The sequence below is a fragment of the Pseudoalteromonas sp. Z1A8 genome (assembly GCF_011378855.1).
Taxonomy (GTDB): domain Bacteria; phylum Pseudomonadota; class Gammaproteobacteria; order Enterobacterales; family Alteromonadaceae; genus Pseudoalteromonas.
In genome coordinates, this window is the sequence record NZ_WTLB01000005.1 from 77,154 (window position 1) to 96,898 (window position 19,745).

Sequence of the window (19,745 nt, forward strand, 5' to 3'; positions counted from 1 at the left end):
TAGTACGCGTAATGCGCTAAATAATCCAAACTTTATCCAATTAATGCGCTAAGCTTCCCAAAGCTCGGCGCATTTTTATAATTAACTAACAAAGGTGAACTATGAAATATTTACTATTAATTATGCTTTTTAGTGCAAGTACTAGTTTTAACGCATGGGCAAGTGACGAGCAAAATGATGAACTAATGCTAACGATTTTTTTAAAGCACGACCAATCAAAAAACCTCTCTGAAATAAAAGAAATACTAAACAACGCTAACTTTTACAAACACTTCCCACCAGAGGGCGCTACAGTAGAATCTTGGAAAGTAATGATGGGTATAGGGCAAGTAGTTACCTTGCGCTTTCCGGCAGCGTTATTACCAAAAGTAAATTTATCGATTGAACGTTATGGTTGGAAAGCCTACAGCACTGAGTTTTATCCAACATACGATCTGTACCCAATCGTAAAAGAAGAAATTAAAAAAGCCAGAATGAACAATTAAAAGAGTAACCAACATGACAACTTCAATTGTTCAATACACACTAAGTAATGAGACAAACGACACTATTTCTATTATTAACTACGGTGCCCGGCTTACCAGCTGGGTTACCCATGTTGATAATAAAAAACGAAATATTATACTTGGCTATTCTAATATTAATGACTATTTAAACGACACGTTTTACTTAGGCGCTGTAGCCGGCCCTTATGCAAACAGGCTAAGTAACGCCCAAATAAACATTGATGATAAAGCCTATGCGCTTAATAAAAACGAAGGCGTAAACCAACTCCACGGCGGTCAAAAAGCATTAAGCGACTTGTTTTGGCAGCTCGATTACCATCAAAAAAATGCGTTAAGTTTAAGTATTACCCTACCCGATGGTTATAACGGCTACCCCGGTAAAACTATATTTAACGTGCTGTATACCTTTACCACTAACAGTAAAAACCAAAGTAATCTTGATATTAAATTTACGATTACCAGTAATAAAAAAACGATTGCAGGGCCAACAGCGCACCCATATTTTAATTTAAATGGCATTACTAACAGCGCACAAGGGCATACATTAAAACTGGCCGCCGCGCATTATACCCCCGTAGATACAAACGCCATTCCCACAGGTTTAATAGCCCCTGTAGCAAATACCACTTTTGACTACACAAATGCGCGGGTGCTTAATAAAACCGATAAACTCGATCATAACTTTGTAACCGAGCAAGTACTCAATCTGCAAGCCAATAAGCAACACGCGACGCTTACAAGCGCCGATGAAAAAGTAATGCTGAGTGTGCTTTCTAACTACCCTGCTATTCAGGTTTATACAGGGCAGCATTTAAAAAGCCCGTTTAACCAATTTGACGGTATTTGCCTAGAGCCGCAATTTTTCCCCGACAGCCCTAATAACCCACACTTCCCATTTAGCTATTTAACACCACAAGTACCTTTGCAAACGCATATTAGTTACTGCTTAACTAACTTGAAATCTTAATAATAAACCTATCAAAATAGCTATTTTAAGCGCTTAAAACCAAAAAAGGATCGCTATTAAGCGATCCTTTACGGGAGGTTAAATGTTTTTTGCTATTATAAATCGCTTACAAAGCTTTTAAGTTTTAACTCACGGTCAATTAATAATGGGTAATCGGTGCGCCCTTGCATTGGCCAATCGTTACGCCAAGTGCCTGCATCGCTTATACCCCAAAATGTTACGCGGCTTACTTTATCGTCATGCTTTTTAAGTATGTTAAACACGGCTTTGTAGCGCTCGCCTAACTGGGTATTTACTTCACTAGGCAATCCGTCAGGATATGGATTAAAGCGCTCTTGTAGCGCAATATCTAACGAAATATCAGCGCCTTGTTCTTCACCTTCAGGGAACGGTAAAACCGAAATATCAAGCTCGGTTATCATCACATCAATACCCGTTGCTGCGTATGCCACAATAGAGTCTTCCATTAACGAAAGCTCAGGGTTATCAAGCGAATAATGCGCTTGCATGCCAATGCCATCTATTTCAATGCCTTTGCTTTGTAAATTTTTAATAAGCGTAATTGCACCGGCTCTTTTTTCTGGCTTATACAAGTTGTAGTCGTTGTAATACAGCTTGGCATTAGGCGCTGCCTGCTTAGCGTATTTAAACGCGTATTCTATAAAGTCGTCACCAATAATAGTGCTCCATTTAGATTCACGAAGTGTGCCGTCTTCGTTTAATGCTTCGTTTACAACGTCCCATGCAAAAATACGGTTTTTATAACGCCCTGCAACAGCATTAATATGGTTTTGCATACGCTTAAGTAATGCGTCGCGAGTAAGCGGTTCGCCCTGCTCATCTTCAAAAACCCAATCAGGTGTTTGCGAATGCCACACTAATGTATGCCCAACTAACTCTTGGTTGTTCTCTTGTGCGTACTTAACTAACGCATCAGCGGCTTCAAAATCATACGTTTCAAGCTCTGGGTGTATACGTTCCCACTTCATAGAATTTTCTGGCGTAAAGGTATTAAATTGCGCTTTAGCCACGTTTAAATCTTCAGGCAAAGCTCCTAACACTTGGTCGCGGCTAATTGCGGTACCAATTTTAAAGTGATCTTTAAATTGCGCTTTAAGCGTTAATTGCGCCGGCGCTTTTTGTGCTTTTAAAGTCGGTTTACTTTGCTCTGCTGAGCCATTACAGCCAAGTGTAAGGCTCGACATTCCTAATAAAATAGCAATCGTTAGTTTATTTTTATGCATGATGTACCTGTTGTGTGTTTTTTAGTGTGCAAGGTAAACTTAACACCATATAGTCTTTTTGACAACAACGTTTTATTGAAATAGACTGAACAAAAATAACACAGCACACATTTCTTAATTGCATACCTAACTAGCAAGATAATTAGTAAATAAATTAGCAAGGACACACATGAAAAACACAACAAACACTTTATCACTAAAAGCCGCAGGCACCTTTGCATTAACGGTCGCATTAACTGCTGCATTAACTTCTGCAATAATTACTGCATTACCTGTCAGCGCAGCAGATAAACCCAAGCAACTTACCTCATCTATAGTGAGCCAAAAAGACGCGCACATTACTCACTACGAAGGCGGTGATTTTCATACCTACTTTTACGGCGATACATCACTTACCAAAGGCGCTATTACAGGTGTGGCGGTTATTAAACCTAATAACGAAATACACCCCGCCCACCAGCATCCCGATGAAGAATACTTAATGATTCTTGAGGGCTCAGGTACCTGGACACTTAATGGCAAAAGCCAACCAGCACTCACCGGGGATATTTTATTTGCAGCCCCTAATGACCTACACGGGATTTATAACAACGGCGATGTGCCACTTAAGTTTGTGGTAGTGAGGTATCAGGCTAAGTAGTTTTGAATGGCTTTTTGAGTTTTCAAGTGAAATAAACCAAGAGAATGATGCACAAAGAGGTTAAGAGACGCTTCGCTTTTAGAGGAAAACAAAACAGCCTGATGTGAGATCAGGCTGTTTTTAATTATCTATCATACATTTTATTTAGTAACAAAGAGCCGTTAAAATTTACACTCATTCATGAATTAATTTTTATTATTTCATAGAAAGTGCAAAATCAACCTCCCTATGGAGTTCACTAAATCTCGGCTATAACTAGCTAGCCATTTATTCGATTCATTATCAAAATGAGAATCACTAAAACCATTTCGTGAATTCCCTATCGCACTTGTAAGCGTTGAAATACTTGTAACCATATTCTGCGGAAAAGGCCCAATAGCATTCAATTTTGTAGTTATATCGTCTCGTACAAGTTTCGATAAAGGTATTAATTCACTTAACTGAGAACTTTGAGGTAAATGCTTATATACATAAGCTTTATATAAACCTTCCAAACATGTATACGATAATGTCATTGAATGATTGTAGTTCTGCTGGTCAATAGCGTTATCTATTCTTTTTATTAGTGTATTTAATTTTTCAGAATTCCAGTTATCTTGCGGAATTACAACTTGAGGAACTGGATTGCCAGAGCTAAATAAATATGATTTAAGCTCATCAGTTTCAGTAGGAAAATGCGGGGAAATAATATCGATAAAAGTTCTGAAAACATCTAATCGCACTGAGTCATCTAAACCAATTAAAATATCCCAATAAAAGTCTTTCCTGGTAGTACTAAGGCCTCGATTATTTCTTTCTTTAATATATAGAGAATAACTAGGCTGTTCTCTATCATATTGCTGAATCACTTTAATGAAACTATTCCCACTATGGTATGCAGGTGTATTACTTTTATCTAAAAGTAGGAAAAGTCGATTAAAAGCAGCTATCCAATTCACGATAATATATCCTTATGCAACTATCTATCTGTTATAAATAAATCTCGTTTTCTGATAAATGTATTATTGTATTTATTTCCCGTATTAGTACCAAATACTACAACGTATTACTAGCTATAAACTTTAAGCCCTATGCTCTTTCTATGATGCTTTAAAGTCATGAGGCACTTCTCATTTTTTATTTTTGTGAAAAACCCCGAAAACATAAAATAGAGGAGCATTTAAAAATATTCGGTTTTGAATACACAAGCTACCCTGCTGCATCCAGCATAAACAATTAAAGCCCGCGCAAAAAAATAGTCTGTATAAAAATACAGACTATTTAATCTGGGGTTAATTTCCTTTAGCTAGGTTTTTATTCGACCAAGGTTACCGATACATCATCCACATAAAAGTCAGCGGTGAGTTCACTTGACTCAACATAAAGTAAAGCGGCGCTTTCCTGCGTTGTAATTGAATGAGTGTAAGTACCCGATAACTGTATCCAGTCGCCTGCTGCAACTGTTGTAACAGGCGTCAACTCAAGGTATTCAGTGCTAGTGTGCTCTATTTGTAGTGTGAGTTTTATATCTGGTGAAACGGTACTGGTATCGTCAGATAACTTAACCCATGCAGATACGTTATAGGTTTTATCTGCTGTAAATAAGCCTTTTACATCCTTTTGTATCCCATTCCACGTTTCAGTTCGCCCTTGTACTAAAGCGCTATAATTACCGCTATGAGCTTGGGTTGACTCTAAGGTTATGCTTGCACTGCCACGCGCTTGCCATGAATCAAGTCCGGCTTCAAAGTCGCCATTAGTTAGCAGCTCTGATGAAGGTGCTGGTTGTACAACTTCAATTAACTCTTTTAATGCATTAGCAAATCCTTGTAAGGCAGGTTTTGCAGTAAAGTCATTAAAAAATAACAGTGGCCATTCTGTTGTCGGCTCTGGCCAGTTTTGTAACCAGCTATCCTCGTCAATTACGCCCCAAATAGTTATGCCACCGCGTTGATCTTCAGGTACAGTTTCTAGGTATGTTTTAACAATATCATAGTAATACTGCTTTTGTTCATCCGCTCTTTCACTGGTTAGGTAAGTTAGAGGAATGCCGCCTTCGTTGTTCATACGAACATCTAGCTCGGTAATTTTTACTTTAATTTTAGGGCGAATATCGACCACTTTTTGAAGATGTGCCTGAATGGTTGAAATGTCAGGGCTGTTAAGTGAAATATGAGATTGAAACCCTATACCATCAATAGGCACGCCATTGTTTTGAAAATCGTTAACCATAGATATAACGGCATCTAATTTATCAGCATTCCAAATCAGGTTGTAATCATTGTAGTATAAGTCGGCATCAGGATCGGCCGCTCTTGCTGCTTTATAGGCTAATGGTAAAAATTCGGATCCTATATTTTCAAACCATACAGATTCGTCGGCGCTGTCGTCAGTGGTTTTTTCACCACGGTATTTACCATTTTCCATAAACGCTTCGTTAACTACATCCCAGCTAACTACGGTATCGTTATCGCCTTTTTCTTCAAAGTGAGTGGCAACTTGAGTGATGTGGTTTTCCATCATGGTTATCCACGCGGCTTTATCACCTTGAAAACTTTGCATCCAAGGCGCAATTTGCGAGTGCCACACAAAAACATGGCCATGCACAGTGAGTGAGTTGTCTTTGGCGTAGTTAACTAGCTCATCAGAATCATCGTAAAAAAATTCGCCTTGGGTTGGTTGTAAATAGGTAGGCTTCATAATATTTTCAACCGAGAGCTGATTAAAGTGTTGTTCAATAATCGTTTTAATTTCTGGTCTATCTATTATGCTGTTACCAAAACCACCCGCTGGCACAGCCACGCCAATATTAAAATTAGGTGCCAATGCTTTTAAACTTTGTGCTGTTACTTCGCTATATTGAACATCAGGTATTTCTTGTGCTGGGACATCGTCTAAAATAAAGCCTGAAAATTCGTCTAGGTATATAGACTTATTAATGTTCTCTTCTTTTGAAAAGTGAATTGCCAGCCTTACTAAAGAGTCAGCTTCGGCCGTTGCAGCTGTTAATGTTATTTTTTGCCACTCGCCTGTGAGTGTTTCTTTTACTAGGCTAAGTTGACCGTAATCTGGCGCAGGCGTTTGAATCCAAAAATCGGCACTGGTTCCCTCTTCACCTTTGGCCCAAACACTAAACTCATAATTTTTACCTCCGGTAATAGGAAGGTCTTCATAAGCTATTTCAATACCCCACGGGTTGTCACCCAATGTATTAACGCTCACCTCAACTGCTTTTGTGCCTTTGTAAGTATTAACGCCTTCTTCGGATTCTATTACTTCTATAGTAGAAGTTGCGCTTGATTCTTGTGTTGGCCTAAATACCCAATTTCCGACAGGTGTTGTTTGCCCTGCGGTGTCTTCTTCAAACCCGCCATTTGTTATTTCAGCTGCTATTGGCGCTTCAGGCTCTGGAGTATCAGGGGCTACTACTTCCGGTATGGGTTCAGGCACCGGTGTATCTTTATTATTCCCCCCGCACGCCATTAAAAGTGACACTAAGGTCACTAATCCGGTGTTACGAAAAATCGATTTATTCATTTTTTATTCCTTAGACTAAAGCAATAAATGAGTCGTTTTTAAACTAGGTGCAGTAAAGCCATTTGAGTAAATAAAATATGATAAGAGTATTTCTACTGCATCATCAGAAACTATTATTCAATATGACTACAACTAATTAGAAAAACAAACAGTCATTTATGTTTATTATTTTAATATCTCTTCAAACGTTAATATTCACCTTGTACAAGGGTACATATATAAGCTTAAAATCATCGAGTTATAGTTAAGGCTTAAATTAAATTTTTATTGTTCTATATCGTGTGTGTGAATATACAATCATTAAATTAACCTAAAACCAACATAGTTATAGTCTATTTAACAATAAGTATCAAGGTTAAAATTTAACCCGCTTCATATTGCGTTTGCTTTGAGTTTGAAGAAAATAATTAAATAGAAGGTGTAAGTGATATTTGCGCTTGTATTACTTAGGTAAGTTCAAGGTTTGCCAGCTCATCGCTTAGTAAAGTGACTTTTATTTTCCCCTATATGGAAATTTCCAAACAAAAAAAGCCGAGTATTTAAAAATAGCCGGCTTTGACTACACAATGCGATTTACTGAACTACTTCAGCAATGTTTTTAATAACTGGCTTAGGGTTTAAATTACGATCCCATAGTAATGGGTAGTTTGTTCTGTTTGGGATTGGATAGTCGTTTTTCCACGACATGCCGTCGTGTAATCCCCAAAAGGTTACGCGGTCTATTTTATCGCGTTTTGCATAAAACAGTTCAAACAAGGCTTTATAACGGGCGTTTAATTGCGCCTCTACGTCGCTAGGTAAGCCATTTTTATAAGGGTCGAGGTAGGTTTCAAACTCTTCTAACTGAAACTGTGGTTTCATCATATCGGTGCCGGTGATTTGCCCTTCTTTTGTTAAAGGCAGCACGTCTATATCAAGCTCGGTGATCATCACTTTTATACCCAGTGCGGCATATGCATCAATAGCTTGTTCAATGTATTGCATTTTAGGAAAGTTAAGCCCCCAATGCGCTTGTATGCCAATGCCATCGATGCGGATACCTTCTTTTTGCAGCATTTTGATTATACGTATAATGCCGTCTCTTTTTTCTGGTCGCCATGCATTAAAGTCATTGTAGTAAAGTTCGGTATTAGGCGAATACTGCTGGGCGTATTTAAATGCGGCTTTTACCATAGTATCGCCATCGCCTACGCGGTTAACCCACACAGTTGGTCGATAAGATCCGTCATCAGCAATTACTTCGTTAACTACATCCCACGCATCTACTTTGTTTTTATAGCGCCCTGCTACCAGCTCTATGTGTTTGCGCATTTGCTCTAACTGCTCTGCTGGGGTATTTGGCTCATTTTTGCTATTTGTAAAAAACCAGTCAGGCGTTTGGTTATGCCACACTAAGGTGTGGGCTACGGTAAACATGTTATTTTGCTTGGCAAAATCTATAAATGCATCTGCACCACTAAAATCGACCTTACCTTTTTGCGGATAAATTACTTCTGCTTTCATGGCGTTTTCTAGGGTGACTGTATTAAATTGCTTAGCAATAATTGACTGCGCGGCTGCGTTTTTGCCTGTCACTATATCTTGATTTACAGCAACCCCCATTTTAAATGAGTCTGCAAAGGTGTTTTTAAGGGCTGGGACTGGGGCTGGATCTTGGTCTTTTGCAGCGTTTACGCTTAATGATCCTGCAAGTAAAAGCAGGCTGAGTGTGTGTTTTTTATGCATGTGTGTGCTCCGTTGAATCGTTATTATTTTCAATAAATATCATACAACGAAAAAAATAAATGATATAGTCAAAATGACCATTAATTATAAATTAAGCAAACCTGAGTAAACGTCCATGCTAAAAACACACAAAAAAACGCTAAGTTTAGTTGTATTAATGCTCTGTTTTAATAAAGCAGCGCTGGCACAACAACTTGAAAACACACCTTTGTTAAACGCTGTAAACAGCCAAAGCAATGAGCAGTCACCATTAATAAAAGGCGTAACACCCACACTTGTTAGTGACGAGCTTTTGTTTTTAGAAGGGCCTACGTGGTCAAGCCAAGACAATGCGTTTTATTTTTCTGAAATGAACTTTGCAAGCTCGCAAGCACTCGGCCCCGATTCGACCATTTATAAATTAGTGCTGCCCAATATCCTTACCACTTATTTAGAACACAGTGGTACAAATGGCCTATATGCAAAAAACGGTAGCCTCTATACGCTTAACCACAGTACGCAGTCGCTTTCTAAAATTAATATAAGAAGTAAAACTAATACCGTGGTAGTTAGCGAGTTTGATGGGCTAAGCTTTAGCTCGCCAAACGATATGACTATGCATAAAAATGGCGATATATTTTTTACCGATCCTAACTGGCAAATAGGCGAACGCACTCAAAAAATGCCTTATACCGGTGTGTATAAGTTAAGTAATACAGGCGTACTTAGTTTAATTGACGCCACGCTTGAAAAACCCAACGGTGTTGCGCTCTCGCCAGATCAGCATACCCTTTATGTTGGCGACTTTAGCAACCGCGTAAGCAAATACACTATTGATAAAAATGGTGAGATTTCACCACGTGAAGACTTTATTAAAGTAACCTCGCCAGATGGTATAAAAGTAGACTCTGCTGGCAATATTTACGTAAGTAGCCACAGCAAAGGCGTTATTAATATTTACACGCCAAGTGGCGCGTTTATCGATAAAGTTGAACTTGGCCCTAATGTAACCAACCTTGCGTTTGGTGGTAAAGACCGAAAAACATTATTAATAACCACCGCTAAGGGCTTGTTTACGCTTGATGTAAAAGTAGCGGGTTTGGCTAATTAGTTAAATTAGTTAAGCAACTTATTAAAGAGAAAAGTTAGCTTACTCGTTATACATAAAAAACCGGTGTAACTTGGTTACACCGGTTTTTTATTATCTAGATTTTGCTGCCTAAGCTTTTACTACTTAGATTTTTGCTACTTAGGCTTTTGCTGCTTAGGTATTGTTATTTTAATTAAACGTGTTGTTGTAAAACTTAAAGTTACCCGATACATGCAGCATAGCTAACATATATAACGAACCATTGTAGTAACGGTAGTCACCCGTTGGTTGCGATAAAGACCAAAAGTCGTTGAAAAACTCATTTGCTTGCCCAGTGTTTGTTGAAGCAAGTAACGCTACTGCATTTGCTGCTTTTTGACCTTCGCCTGCGCAGCCTTTGTTTTGCGCTCCACCGTACGAATACACTTGCTCGTAACAGTTTTTACTGTTGTTTGTTTTTGCATAACTTAAAAAGCCAAGTGCTTTATTAACTGCATTTTTATGCCACGCCTGAGCCCCCATTAAGTGCGCGTCTAAGCCAACATTCATAATTACGCGCCATGCATCAAACTCATACCATTGGCCTGGGTTTGCTTGGCCGTTAAAAATGTAACCAATAACAGGGCTGCCATCTAAGCGCGATAAAAATGTAGGTAAGTTCCAATGCGGATTATCATTCACTTTTGTAAAATGGTTTTTAAGTAAGGTTCTACTTTTTGTAGCCACTTGTCGCCAGTAATTTTTGTCGGCTTGATTAGTCACGTTATTTGCAAAGTAGTCGTAAAACGCAGGTATATGATAAGAAGGGTCTGTTAGGTTATCAATGTAAGGTGAAAAACGGATTATTTGGTTTTGCATCAGCTTGTTTTTAATTGTGTTTAACATAGTAATGGCATCAGCATAATAATCAAATTCGCCCGAATTACCCCAACGAGCTGACGCATTAAGTAGTGCAAAAGCAAAGTACTCTTCGCCATCAGGTGCCGGGCCTTCATCTACTTTATAAACAAAACCGTTTTGATTAAGCTTTAGTTTCCACGCATAAACGCCTTGTTTTTTTACATCAGGGTGATTGTCTGGATTTTTTTGATACGCTTTAGCAAAGCGCCATAAGTTATCAAATTCTTCTTGCTTGTAGAGCATAACAGCAGCAGTCATCCCCCATGATTGCCCTTCTGTTCTTATATCATCACCTTCGCCTGGGTTAATTGCTTTTATGTAGTGTGCTTTATATGCGCCATTTTCTGAGTATGGGTAATACAATTGCTGGGTATTATTACTTCCAAACATATTGTCAAAAGTACTATTCACTTTTTGCTGTATGTTCGTTTTACCCATTTCTTGAGCAAGGTTACGGTATGTCCCCGAGCTGTTGGCGCCTACACTCGATGGGTTATTATTAAATGCAGCGAATGATTGATAGCTTATTAGTGTTAACAATAAAGTTGTTATTTTAAAAAATACTTTCATGTTTATCCTCTTTATTTGAATTATATCAGCGTGCAAATTTAATATAGTCTTTTTGACCATTTGATCAAGCAATTCTCAAAGCTATTTGTTTATTTTATAAACTAAGTTAAATGAGTGAGGTGTTTACACAGTGCCTAAAATGCAAAAGGCCGCTTAAAAAAGCGGCCTTAGTGATGTAAATAATATTAAAAAATACATTTATGAGTTATTCATTAATTACTGCTTTTTAACCCTTTACCTGTTGCAGCCCAATAAATACCGCCATAAATATGCTCGGTTAAAAACTCACTGCTATACACCGCATTAGTATGTCCAAGAGCGGTATAAAATGATCGGCCGCCATCGTAATTGTGATGCCACGAAATAGGATGAAACGATCCCATGCCTGAGCCTGTTTTGTTATTACCCCAATCAGCAGTTGGGTTGTAAGTTTGCTCATCAACCGTGAGTAAGTAGTTTAACTTAGTGAGCTCTGGCCCAAACTCGTACCACTCGTCAGTCCAAAGCATTTCCTGCGGCATATGGTTTAAGCCAATAAAGTTAGTATTAGGCACTTTGCTTAATACACCGGTTTGAATAACAGGATGAATGTTAAAGGTGCGCCCCACCAGCTTTTGATACCACGGCCAATCGTATTCGGTGTCTGATGCGCTATGAATACCCACAAAGCCTTTACCTGCTTTTACAAATCGCTCAAGCGCGGCTTGCTCTTTTGGGTTTAAAATATCGCCTGTGGTTGATAAAAACACCACTACATCAACATTTTTTAAGTAGTCGTCGTTAAAATAATGACTTTCTTCGTGCCAAATTAAATTAAAAAAGTGCTTATCGGCTAAGCGTTCTAGCGCTTTAACGCCTTCGGTTTGCGACTTGTGGTGCCACCCTGCGGTTTTTGTAAATAGCAGCACATTAAATTGCTTTTTAGGGAGAGTATCAAACCCTGTAGCATGACTTTTTTGCACTGATGTGGCACTCAGCGCCAATACAAAAAAGCTTAATAGCCAACCTTTATATGCGAATCTAGGTAAAGAAAAAAACATAGTATTCCTATTTAAAATGAACAAACATATTGGCCGTTAGCCGCCCTGTTTGTGGACACGGTGAAATATCGGTAGCCGTATTAAGCAAACTTGTATGCAGCAAATACCCAGGAAACACAATAAGCCTATTTGGCTTGTAAGGTATGTGCTTGTAGCACTCAAACTCACTGTGCTGTGGGGTGCAGTAGCTAGGTTTTACGTTACTGCACTCAAGGATGTGTTGAGCATGCGTTAAATACGTGTTTTTGCGCTTTGTGCTTATTGTTTCAAACCCTGTTTTTTTATGCCTAAAAAACCCCGTTCCGCCATGCGCCCCCTCTCCAAGGTAATGAATAATGGCAATTAAGTTAGGATCGTTTGTATCAAAGTGTGGCAAGGTTTGTATTAGTGATAGTTCCCGCTCCGCTTTAGTAATTAACGATAAGGTATTATCTTTTGGGTATGGGGTAAGTGTTTGCCCAATATTAAATACGTTATAAAACCCCTGTATAAGCGGTTTTAAATAATCAACCACACATTGCTTTGGCAGCGGCATACGTAAACCTGGGTATTGAGTGAGTTCGTCGGGCTTAAACTCCCCATTACTTTGAGCAGCACTTTGCGCTAATTTTATAAGTTTTTGCCGCTCACTAAGGTAGTCGTCAATTATAATAATTGGCGTTTGCTCTTGCCCTATAAACTCATACTGCGGCTGTAAGTTATTGCCAAGTGTTAGCATAAAACTTACTTAGCCTTGCAATAATGATTAATAAAATCAATGTGACTCGGTAAGCTGTTAGCCTTTTTAGCTGCATGATTTTTTATTGATTCTAAAAAGCGTTTTAACTCATCATCGCTCATGCTATCTACAATGGGGTGATAATTTTGCGGCACTAGCCCTTGCCCTAACATCACTTGTAACCACGATGCTTCGCCAAATAGCTCTTGCTCTGCTTTATAAACATGCCCACTTTGCTTAAATAGCTCGATGCGTTTGGCAAGCGATTCTGGTATTGGCATGTTTTTACAGTAACGCCAAAAGTCGCTGTCGGTGCGCTGCGTTACGTGGTAATGCAGCACAATAAAGTCGCGAATGTTTTCGGCTTCAAAGCGCATTTTGTTATTAAAGTCATCTTGATAGCACGACTCAATTGCCTTGGTTGGCATGTTTTGCATTAATCTAATAATGCTTTGCTGAATTAAATGAATACTGGTTGATTCAAGCGGCTCTATAAAACCACTGGCTAAGCCAATAGCCACACAGTTTTTGTTCCAATGTTTACGTCGTGTACCGGTGCGATATTTTATAACGCGCGGCTCATTAATGGGTTTGCCTTCTACGTTATTAAGGAGCGCTGCTTTTGCCTCTTCATCGCTCATGTATTTACTACAAAATACTAAGCCATTACCACGGCGGCTTTGCAGTGGTATTTGCCACTGCCAACCACATTTATGCGCCATGGCGCGTGTGTATGGCACTATTGGACTTACTAATTCAGTTTGTACTGCTACTGCGCTGTCGCACGGCAGCCAATGGCTCCAATCTTCGTATCCGGTGTGTAGCGCTTGCTCTATTAATAAACCTTTAAAGCCGGTGCAATCTATAAATAAATCGCCCTCAATAATTTGCCCATCACCCAAAGTAAGTGATTTTATAAAGCCATTAGTGGGCTCTAAGTTAACTTTGCTTATCATGCCTTCTATACGTTTAGCGCCGTTTTGCTGTGCAAAATTTCGTAAAAATTTAGCGTACAAACCTGCATCTAACTGATAAGCATGATTACGGTCTTGATTCGGTACTACAGCAAATTTACCTAAACGACTTGCTACGTGCTCTGTGCAATAGTCGCCAATATCGGCTGCTACACCTTGCTGCATGCCTTTTAGCCAAAAATGCTGAAAACCCGCAGCCCAACAGCCTTGCCCCACATAACCAAACGAGTGAAAGTAGCTTTGTTGGTTTTGTTTCCAGCCCTCAAACGATATGCCTAATTTAAAGGTGGCGTTGGTGGCTGCCATAAATTCTGATTCACTAATTTTTAGCAAATCATGAAATATATGCAACGTAGGGATAGTTGACTCCCCGACCCCTACGGTCGGTATTAAATCGGATTCAACCAAGCACACTTCAATATTTTTACCTAGCAGCTTTGCCATTGCAGCGCTGCACATCCAACCGGCGGTGCCGCCACCTGCTATTACTATTTTTTTAATTGCATTTTGATTCATATTTCAAACCTTACAAGTACGCTTAGCGTCTTAATTTATTTTGTAATTCGGCTCTTAATTTACGCGCTGTAAGCTCATCCATTGGCTTTGCTAAAATAGACTGTGCAAGCGTTGGTATGTGGGTAAATTCGTTATCGGCAAATACGAAGTAATTAAACAAACGTTGCCATGCTGCGCGCTCATGCTTTGGTAAATTACGTATGTTTAAAATAGCAAGGTGCAGTGCATTAGTCGGCTGACCATAAACCGCTGGCGTATTTTTAAACCAATAATTAAACAGAATATTTAAACTGCCAAGCCCCTGTACTTGGTGCCACCACATGCTGGGTAAAATAAGCGCATCGCCCGCCTCTAAGTCAACGGTAGTTGCCGCTTTTATTGCCTGTTCAAACTTAGGAAACTGCTTAAAGTTGGGTGCTGTTGTGGTGGTTAAACTTATAGGCTGACCACCGGGTGCTTTATCAAGCGGGCCTATATATAAATTATCGATTTGATCGGGGGGAAATAAAGTAAAACGCCTTTTACCTGCAACGCAACAGGCTAAATTTTGCGCTACGTCGTAATGTGCTGGCACGGTAACCTTACCGCCTGCCCACGCATTAAATAAACAGCCTTCGCTTAACGCATTAACGTGGCAGTGATCAACCAAAGAAGGTAAGCATTGTGCAATGCTAGTAGAGCCAATGTATAGCGTATCTGCGTGTGGGTTATTTGCAGTTTGCGTTATTTGCTCAAGCGCGTTAATAAATGGCGCTTGCTGATTAGTAAAGTTAAAACCACTCATATCGTGGTTATACCCTACAACCCCATTTTGACTGGCGGCTATTGTGCAGGTATTAACTAAAAAACCTTCGTAAAACGGCGTTAAATAATCAATTGCTGCAGCATCAGATTTTTTAGCAGCAATAACTAGGGGCCATTCGCTTACAAACCCTTTTAGTACAATAGGCACAGGCGAGTTTAAAAGCTCCCTTGGTAACGTACTGGGAGTTAAACCACTGAGCGATTGAATTTTATTTACTAAATTTGCCATAGTTAAGCACTTACATCGCTTGCTTTTGTAGCATAAGTTGCTCGTTTTTAAGCGCCACTAAATCACGTACATGTACTTGCGATGCAATGACCATATATATACACGCTAAATACCCTTGTGAGTGAAGCTCTGCAATTGCCTCGCTACCTAGCTGGTTTAGCGAGTCTTCGTTTATGGTATAAAAACCGAGTAAGTTATGTTTAAGCCCGTTTACTAAATCAAGTTCTAGCGATACCGACTCAAGCAAACTATGTTTAATTAAGGTTTTAATAAAAGGCTGATTTTCTTGAAGGCCATGATGAAGGCTGTCGAGCACGTTTATTATATTTTCGAGGTAATCACTATTTCCGCCGTGTTCTAAAAAGAGGCTAATACCCTGCTTTGTTGACACTTTTGGTGAGTCTAAATCAATACTAAGCATGCGCTCTTGCGTTGCTACACCGTTTTGCATTGTATTTTGAGTCGCAATAGCAAAAGGCAGTCGCTGCATGCTGAGCGGAATGTAGTGTGCTTGCCATTGTTGGTTTACTAAAAATAAGTTTTCGTCTTTGTTTATGCCGTATAAACACACCGGCGAAAATGTATTTGTTGCGTCATCTTTGGTAAAAAATATTGGGTAATGTGCTTGAGCGACTCTAAATTCACTCACAAATGTTTCGCTGTACCAAACCCCGTCACCTAAGTGTGTGCTACGTGCAGGGTTTATTTTTAAATGCTGATGCTCAACATTATTTAATAATGCATGATTGGCCATGGATTGTGTGCTCCAATTATTGTTGTGTGCCTTTACTTACTGCTACGCATACCTACTGCTGTGAAGTGAATGTAATAAATAAGTTAAATTCACATTGACTATAACAGGTGGGTATTATTATTACTAGATTAAAAAGAGCAAAAAAAAGCCGCATAATGCGGCTTTAAATAGGTAGATAATATTTATTAAAAATTATAACGAACACCTAAACCGTAGCGAGAGCCTGTTTGAGTGATGTTATAAATCAGCTCTTGCTTGCGCCCGTACGATGTTACGTACTCGTCAGTAATATTTATACCTTCAATAAATACGGTAAGCCCTTCTACTGCGGGTACTTCGTAACTTACGTTAAAGTCTATTTGGTAATACTCATCGGTATAAATTGGCGCAGTTAAATCGCCATTTACACGGCGCTCATTTAAAAACGAATCGCGCCAGTTATACGCAATACGTGCTTGTAAGCCTTCTTTATCGTAAAAGAACACCACGTTTGCCGTATCACTTAACCCTACAAGTGCTTCTGTATCCTCAAGTGAATCGTTGTCGTATTCAAGACCTGAGTCAACCATGGTGTAGTTAAAAATACCGCCAAACCCTGACTCACCAAATAAGTGCTGAATATTAAATTCAAAGCCATCAATGGTGTATTCTTGGTCGCCATTTACAGGCACGTTTATTCTAAAGTTTACAGGTTCATCTGTTGCTGGGTCACCAACAATTGTGCCGCCGTCTAACTCGCCATTTTCATCAAAATTAGGCTGTACATTTGGATCATCAGCAAAGTTTTCAAAAATATATGTTCGAATAGCTAAGTTAGAAGCATCAGCACCTAATGCAATTTGTGCTGCTTTGAACTTCTCACCGTTTAAAGGATCGACAAGATTAAAAATATCCGAATCTATTGTGCCTGTTGTGATCCAATTGGTTACGTCTTTTTTAAAGTAACCAAACGAAATATAGCTACCTTCGCCGTAATACCATTCACTTGATAAGTCGTAGTTAATTGATTCAAGAGGTTTGAGTCCTGGATTACCAGAGCCACCCGAATAACCACTTAAACTACCGCCGGTATTAATAGTTGTTCCACCTTGTAGCTGACCATAACCCGCTCTTGAAATAGTTTTGCTCGCCGCTGCGCGGATCATTACATCTTCAACTACTTCAATATTAAAGTTAATATTAGGCAGGAACTGGCTGTAATCTGCCGATTGGCTTAGCGTTTCAATACCGGTAACACCGGTTACTGATGTGGCTGTATCTTCGTTCCATTCTACGCTGCTATAACCGGGTGCTGTTGCTTTAGAAAATACGTCTGTTTTTTCGTAGCGTAAGCCAATTTGTAGGTCGAAGAACATGCCGCTCAATTCGCCTTTATAATTTACTTGTGCAAAAGCAGACTGCGTTTTTTCTTCAGTAAAGCGGTTTGTTGCTGCATCCCAATCGGTTGAAGCACAAAATTGTCCTTCGCCATTTGGACCTGCCGCTGCGCCGTCGGCTGCTTTACAATCACCGTAAAGGTTATCTACGTTGGCAACAGGGTCAGCAAACTCGGCTGCATTTACAATCGCGTCAAAGTCGGCAAAAAAGATTGTATTAAATAAATCATATTCGCCTTGTGTTGCAGTGCCTTCAAAATTACCCGCTTTAGCTTGAAACTTATCTAAAATAGTATCTTGGCGCCAATCGATATCAGCAAAGTCGCCCTCAACACCAACTCCACCCCAATCTGGGCGCTGTACTTGCGTATGACGATAATGGTTATTTACTTTATTAACCGCAACGCCAAAATCAATACTTAAACTGTCGTCAAAGAAGTACTTACCTGAGATTTGTGTTTGATCGATTTCTGAATCGTATTTGTCGTTTGCAAACCAGCTACCCGATAAACGCATGGTTTCTGGCGTGAAATCTTCAATGTTACCAATTGCAATACCGGGTAAATCGCCAGTTAAATCAAGCCCAGAGCGCGTACGTGTGTACGAAGGCAACTGAATATTGTTACGCGTACCGTGGCGTGGATCGGTTGCTTTCATAGAGGCTTTTGAACTGTGATGATCAAACTCTAGGTTAAGTTGATCCGACACTGCCCACTCTAAGTTAAAGCCTAATGAATCTGTTTTTTCCTCGCGGCCCCAAGAACCTACAGTAAGCGACGTATCGCGGTAGTCGGCATCACTTTGGATGTCATAAATTTCTGAGTAAATGAGTGGGTACGCGTTAGGCTCGCCCGCCCAAACAGATTCACTTCTGTCGCCAGCGTAGTTAAACCAAACTGAGGCATCAGTGTGCTGCTCTTCAACGGTTGTTTTAAAGCCGGTGTAATCAAGGGTTGCTGTAATGTTTTCAACAGGTTGATATTGAAATACCAACTGACCATTTACACGTTCACGTTGACGTTCTTCAAACACATAACGTGGTTGTTGCGGGTTTGAATAAATACCTGATGTAGGTCTGTTTGTTCCGCCTTCTGCTCCTGCAGGTACGCCGCCCCATCCTGTATTTGTGTAATCAGATGCTCTGTAACCTTGATCTTGAATAAACTGTTGCATACCGCTTTCACGGTCTTGGTAACTACCCGATATCGAGATACCAAACTTGTCATCCCCAAATGTTTGCGAATATAAACCGCTTACCTCTGGTGTAATGCTGCCCTCATCGGTTGATTGATCGTCTACGGCTTTTACGCCAAACGATGCTTTTATACCTGGGCTATTTAAGGGTCTGTTTGTTGTTAAGTTTATAGTTGCGCCAATGCCACCTGAGGTAACACTTGCGTCTGATGTTTTATAAACTTGCACACCCGATACGCTTTCAGATGCGACATTTGCAAAATCAAATGTGCGGTCACCTGTTGTATTAGGAAGCTGACGACCATTAATAGTAATTAAGTTATTAGCAGGTCCAAATCCACGGACTGTTACGCGGCTACCTTCACCGCCGGCTCTATCAATTGATACGCCGGTAATACGTTGTAGCGATTCAGCAAGATTGGTATCAGGAAATTTCCCCATATCCTCAGCCGAAATTGCATCGACAATACCAGAAGAATCGCGTTTAACATCCATAGAGCGTTGCAATGAACCTCTAATGCCGGTTACTTGTATTATTTCTACATCTTCATCGACAACGGTTTCTGCAGCGTAGCTTTGGTGAGGAAGCGTAACCGACCCTATTGCAGCGAGTATGGCTGTTGAAATTATCTTTTTCTTAAACATCATGATGCCCTTTTTCTTATTTAATTATTATTGACGTACTGCAAGACTTTAAGAATTACTCGAAACATAATTGTAAACTATTTGTTTCATTTTACGGTCAATAAATAATTATTGTGTGTGTATGTTTTAAACGTTTTACAAAGACCACAACCAGTTTTAAACATGTGCTACTTAACTAAAAAAACATTAAATATCAGCAAGTTTATGCTAATTCTTTGTGCTAATTTTTTACTTTAAAATATTTTCATTTTGTCATATGTCCCCAGCTTCCTCTTAAATCGACCATTTACAAATAAATTAATGGTCATATTGACTATATCTTTTTTATGCAAATAAAAGGCGTTGCAGTGCTCACGCA

Annotated in this window: 15 protein-coding genes; 4 read left to right on the forward strand and 11 right to left on the reverse strand. The window is 39.4% G+C overall.

Going from position 1 to position 19,745, the window contains the following annotated elements; translation table 11 throughout:
• Nucleotides 1-101: 101 nt before the first annotated feature.
• Both GQR55_RS03620 and GQR55_RS03625 read left to right on the forward strand, forming a co-directional pair.
• A complete protein-coding gene (locus GQR55_RS03620) occupies nucleotides 102-485 on the forward strand; it encodes a hypothetical protein (protein WP_166419466.1) in 384 nt (127 codons plus the stop codon).
• A gap of 13 nt (nucleotides 486-498) precedes the next feature.
• Entirely contained in the window at nucleotides 499-1,473 is a 975-nt protein-coding gene (locus tag GQR55_RS03625; protein WP_166419467.1) for an aldose epimerase family protein, read from the forward strand.
• Between the two features lie 95 nt (nucleotides 1,474-1,568).
• Here GQR55_RS03625 and GQR55_RS03630 read toward each other — a convergent pair whose 3' ends face one another.
• Nucleotides 1,569-2,717 (reverse strand): endo-1,4-beta-xylanase, encoded by a 1,149-nt coding sequence (locus GQR55_RS03630; RefSeq protein ID WP_166419468.1) that lies wholly within the window; start codon nucleotides 2,715-2,717, stop codon nucleotides 1,569-1,571.
• A gap of 169 nt (nucleotides 2,718-2,886) precedes the next feature.
• On the opposite strand from GQR55_RS03630, the gene GQR55_RS03635 reads away from it, so the two are divergent.
• Entirely contained in the window at nucleotides 2,887-3,357 is a 471-nt protein-coding gene (locus GQR55_RS03635) for a cupin domain-containing protein (protein WP_231611854.1), read from the forward strand.
• 200 nt (nucleotides 3,358-3,557) lie between these two features.
• On the opposite strand, the gene GQR55_RS03640 is transcribed toward GQR55_RS03635, so the two are convergent.
• The 3 genes from GQR55_RS03640 to GQR55_RS03650 form a co-directional block, all read right to left on the reverse strand.
• Complete coding sequence (locus tag GQR55_RS03640; RefSeq protein WP_166419469.1) at nucleotides 3,558-4,295, reverse strand: hypothetical protein; 738 nt, start codon at nucleotides 4,293-4,295, stop codon at nucleotides 3,558-3,560.
• Between the two features lie 355 nt (nucleotides 4,296-4,650).
• Complete coding sequence (locus tag GQR55_RS03645; protein WP_166419470.1) at nucleotides 4,651-6,873, reverse strand: endo-1,4-beta-xylanase; 2,223 nt, start codon at nucleotides 6,871-6,873, stop codon at nucleotides 4,651-4,653.
• 573 nt (nucleotides 6,874-7,446) lie between these two features.
• Nucleotides 7,447-8,598: an endo-1,4-beta-xylanase gene (locus tag GQR55_RS03650; RefSeq protein ID WP_166419471.1), complete on the reverse strand. Its 1,152-nt coding sequence runs from the start codon at nucleotides 8,596-8,598 to the stop codon at nucleotides 7,447-7,449.
• A gap of 115 nt (nucleotides 8,599-8,713) precedes the next feature.
• On the opposite strand from GQR55_RS03650, the gene GQR55_RS03655 reads away from it, so the two are divergent.
• Complete coding sequence (locus GQR55_RS03655; RefSeq protein ID WP_166419472.1) at nucleotides 8,714-9,688, forward strand: SMP-30/gluconolactonase/LRE family protein; 975 nt, start codon at nucleotides 8,714-8,716, stop codon at nucleotides 9,686-9,688.
• A gap of 168 nt (nucleotides 9,689-9,856) precedes the next feature.
• Here the strand turns inward: GQR55_RS03655 and GQR55_RS03660 are convergent, their stop codons facing one another.
• The 7 genes from GQR55_RS03660 to GQR55_RS03690 form a co-directional block, all read right to left on the reverse strand.
• Complete coding sequence (locus tag GQR55_RS03660) at nucleotides 9,857-11,137, reverse strand: glycosyl hydrolase family 8 (protein ID WP_166419473.1); 1,281 nt, start codon at nucleotides 11,135-11,137, stop codon at nucleotides 9,857-9,859.
• A 212-nt stretch (nucleotides 11,138-11,349) separates the two neighbouring features.
• Nucleotides 11,350-12,177, reverse strand: a complete 828-nt coding sequence (locus GQR55_RS03665) for a ThuA domain-containing protein (protein WP_166419474.1) — start codon at nucleotides 12,175-12,177, stop codon at nucleotides 11,350-11,352.
• A 7-nt stretch (nucleotides 12,178-12,184) separates the two neighbouring features.
• Nucleotides 12,185-12,895: a DUF6445 family protein gene (locus GQR55_RS03670; protein ID WP_166419475.1), complete on the reverse strand. Its 711-nt coding sequence runs from the start codon at nucleotides 12,893-12,895 to the stop codon at nucleotides 12,185-12,187.
• A gap of 5 nt (nucleotides 12,896-12,900) precedes the next feature.
• A complete protein-coding gene (locus tag GQR55_RS03675; protein WP_166419476.1) occupies nucleotides 12,901-14,385 on the reverse strand; it encodes a tryptophan halogenase family protein in 1,485 nt (494 codons plus the stop codon).
• A 22-nt stretch (nucleotides 14,386-14,407) separates the two neighbouring features.
• Nucleotides 14,408-15,418 carry a cupin-like domain-containing protein gene (locus GQR55_RS03680; RefSeq protein WP_166419477.1) on the reverse strand — a complete coding sequence of 337 codons (1,011 nt, stop codon included), beginning with the start codon at nucleotides 15,416-15,418 and terminating at the stop codon, nucleotides 14,408-14,410.
• A gap of 10 nt (nucleotides 15,419-15,428) precedes the next feature.
• Nucleotides 15,429-16,172, reverse strand: a complete 744-nt coding sequence (locus GQR55_RS03685; protein WP_166419478.1) for a SapC family protein — start codon at nucleotides 16,170-16,172, stop codon at nucleotides 15,429-15,431.
• A 185-nt stretch (nucleotides 16,173-16,357) separates the two neighbouring features.
• Nucleotides 16,358-19,387, reverse strand: coding sequence for a TonB-dependent receptor (locus GQR55_RS03690; protein WP_166419504.1), 3,030 nt, complete (start codon nucleotides 19,385-19,387; stop codon nucleotides 16,358-16,360).
• Nucleotides 19,388-19,745: the final 358 nt, after the last annotated feature.

Coding starts and splice junctions, on each gene's coding strand:
- GQR55_RS03620 (WP_166419466.1), top strand. CDS start 102: ATGAAATATTTACTATTAATTATGCTTTTTAGTGCAAGTACTAGTTTT.
- GQR55_RS03625 (WP_166419467.1), top strand. CDS start 499: ATGACAACTTCAATTGTTCAATACACACTAAGTAATGAGACAAACGAC.
- GQR55_RS03630 (WP_166419468.1), bottom strand. CDS start 2,717: ATGCATAAAAATAAACTAACGATTGCTATTTTATTAGGAATGTCGAGC.
- GQR55_RS03635 (WP_231611854.1), top strand. CDS start 2,887: ATGAAAAACACAACAAACACTTTATCACTAAAAGCCGCAGGCACCTTT.
- GQR55_RS03645 (WP_166419470.1), bottom strand. CDS start 6,873: ATGAATAAATCGATTTTTCGTAACACCGGATTAGTGACCTTAGTGTCA.
- GQR55_RS03650 (WP_166419471.1), bottom strand. CDS start 8,598: ATGCATAAAAAACACACACTCAGCCTGCTTTTACTTGCAGGATCATTA.
- GQR55_RS03655 (WP_166419472.1), top strand. CDS start 8,714: ATGCTAAAAACACACAAAAAAACGCTAAGTTTAGTTGTATTAATGCTC.
- GQR55_RS03660 (WP_166419473.1), bottom strand. CDS start 11,137: ATGAAAGTATTTTTTAAAATAACAACTTTATTGTTAACACTAATAAGC.
- GQR55_RS03665 (WP_166419474.1), bottom strand. CDS start 12,177: ATGTTTTTTTCTTTACCTAGATTCGCATATAAAGGTTGGCTATTAAGC.
- GQR55_RS03670 (WP_166419475.1), bottom strand. CDS start 12,895: ATGCTAACACTTGGCAATAACTTACAGCCGCAGTATGAGTTTATAGGG.
- GQR55_RS03675 (WP_166419476.1), bottom strand. CDS start 14,385: ATGAATCAAAATGCAATTAAAAAAATAGTAATAGCAGGTGGCGGCACC.
- GQR55_RS03680 (WP_166419477.1), bottom strand. CDS start 15,418: ATGGCAAATTTAGTAAATAAAATTCAATCGCTCAGTGGTTTAACTCCC.
- GQR55_RS03685 (WP_166419478.1), bottom strand. CDS start 16,172: ATGGCCAATCATGCATTATTAAATAATGTTGAGCATCAGCATTTAAAA.
- GQR55_RS03690 (WP_166419504.1), bottom strand. CDS start 19,387: ATGTTTAAGAAAAAGATAATTTCAACAGCCATACTCGCTGCAATAGGG.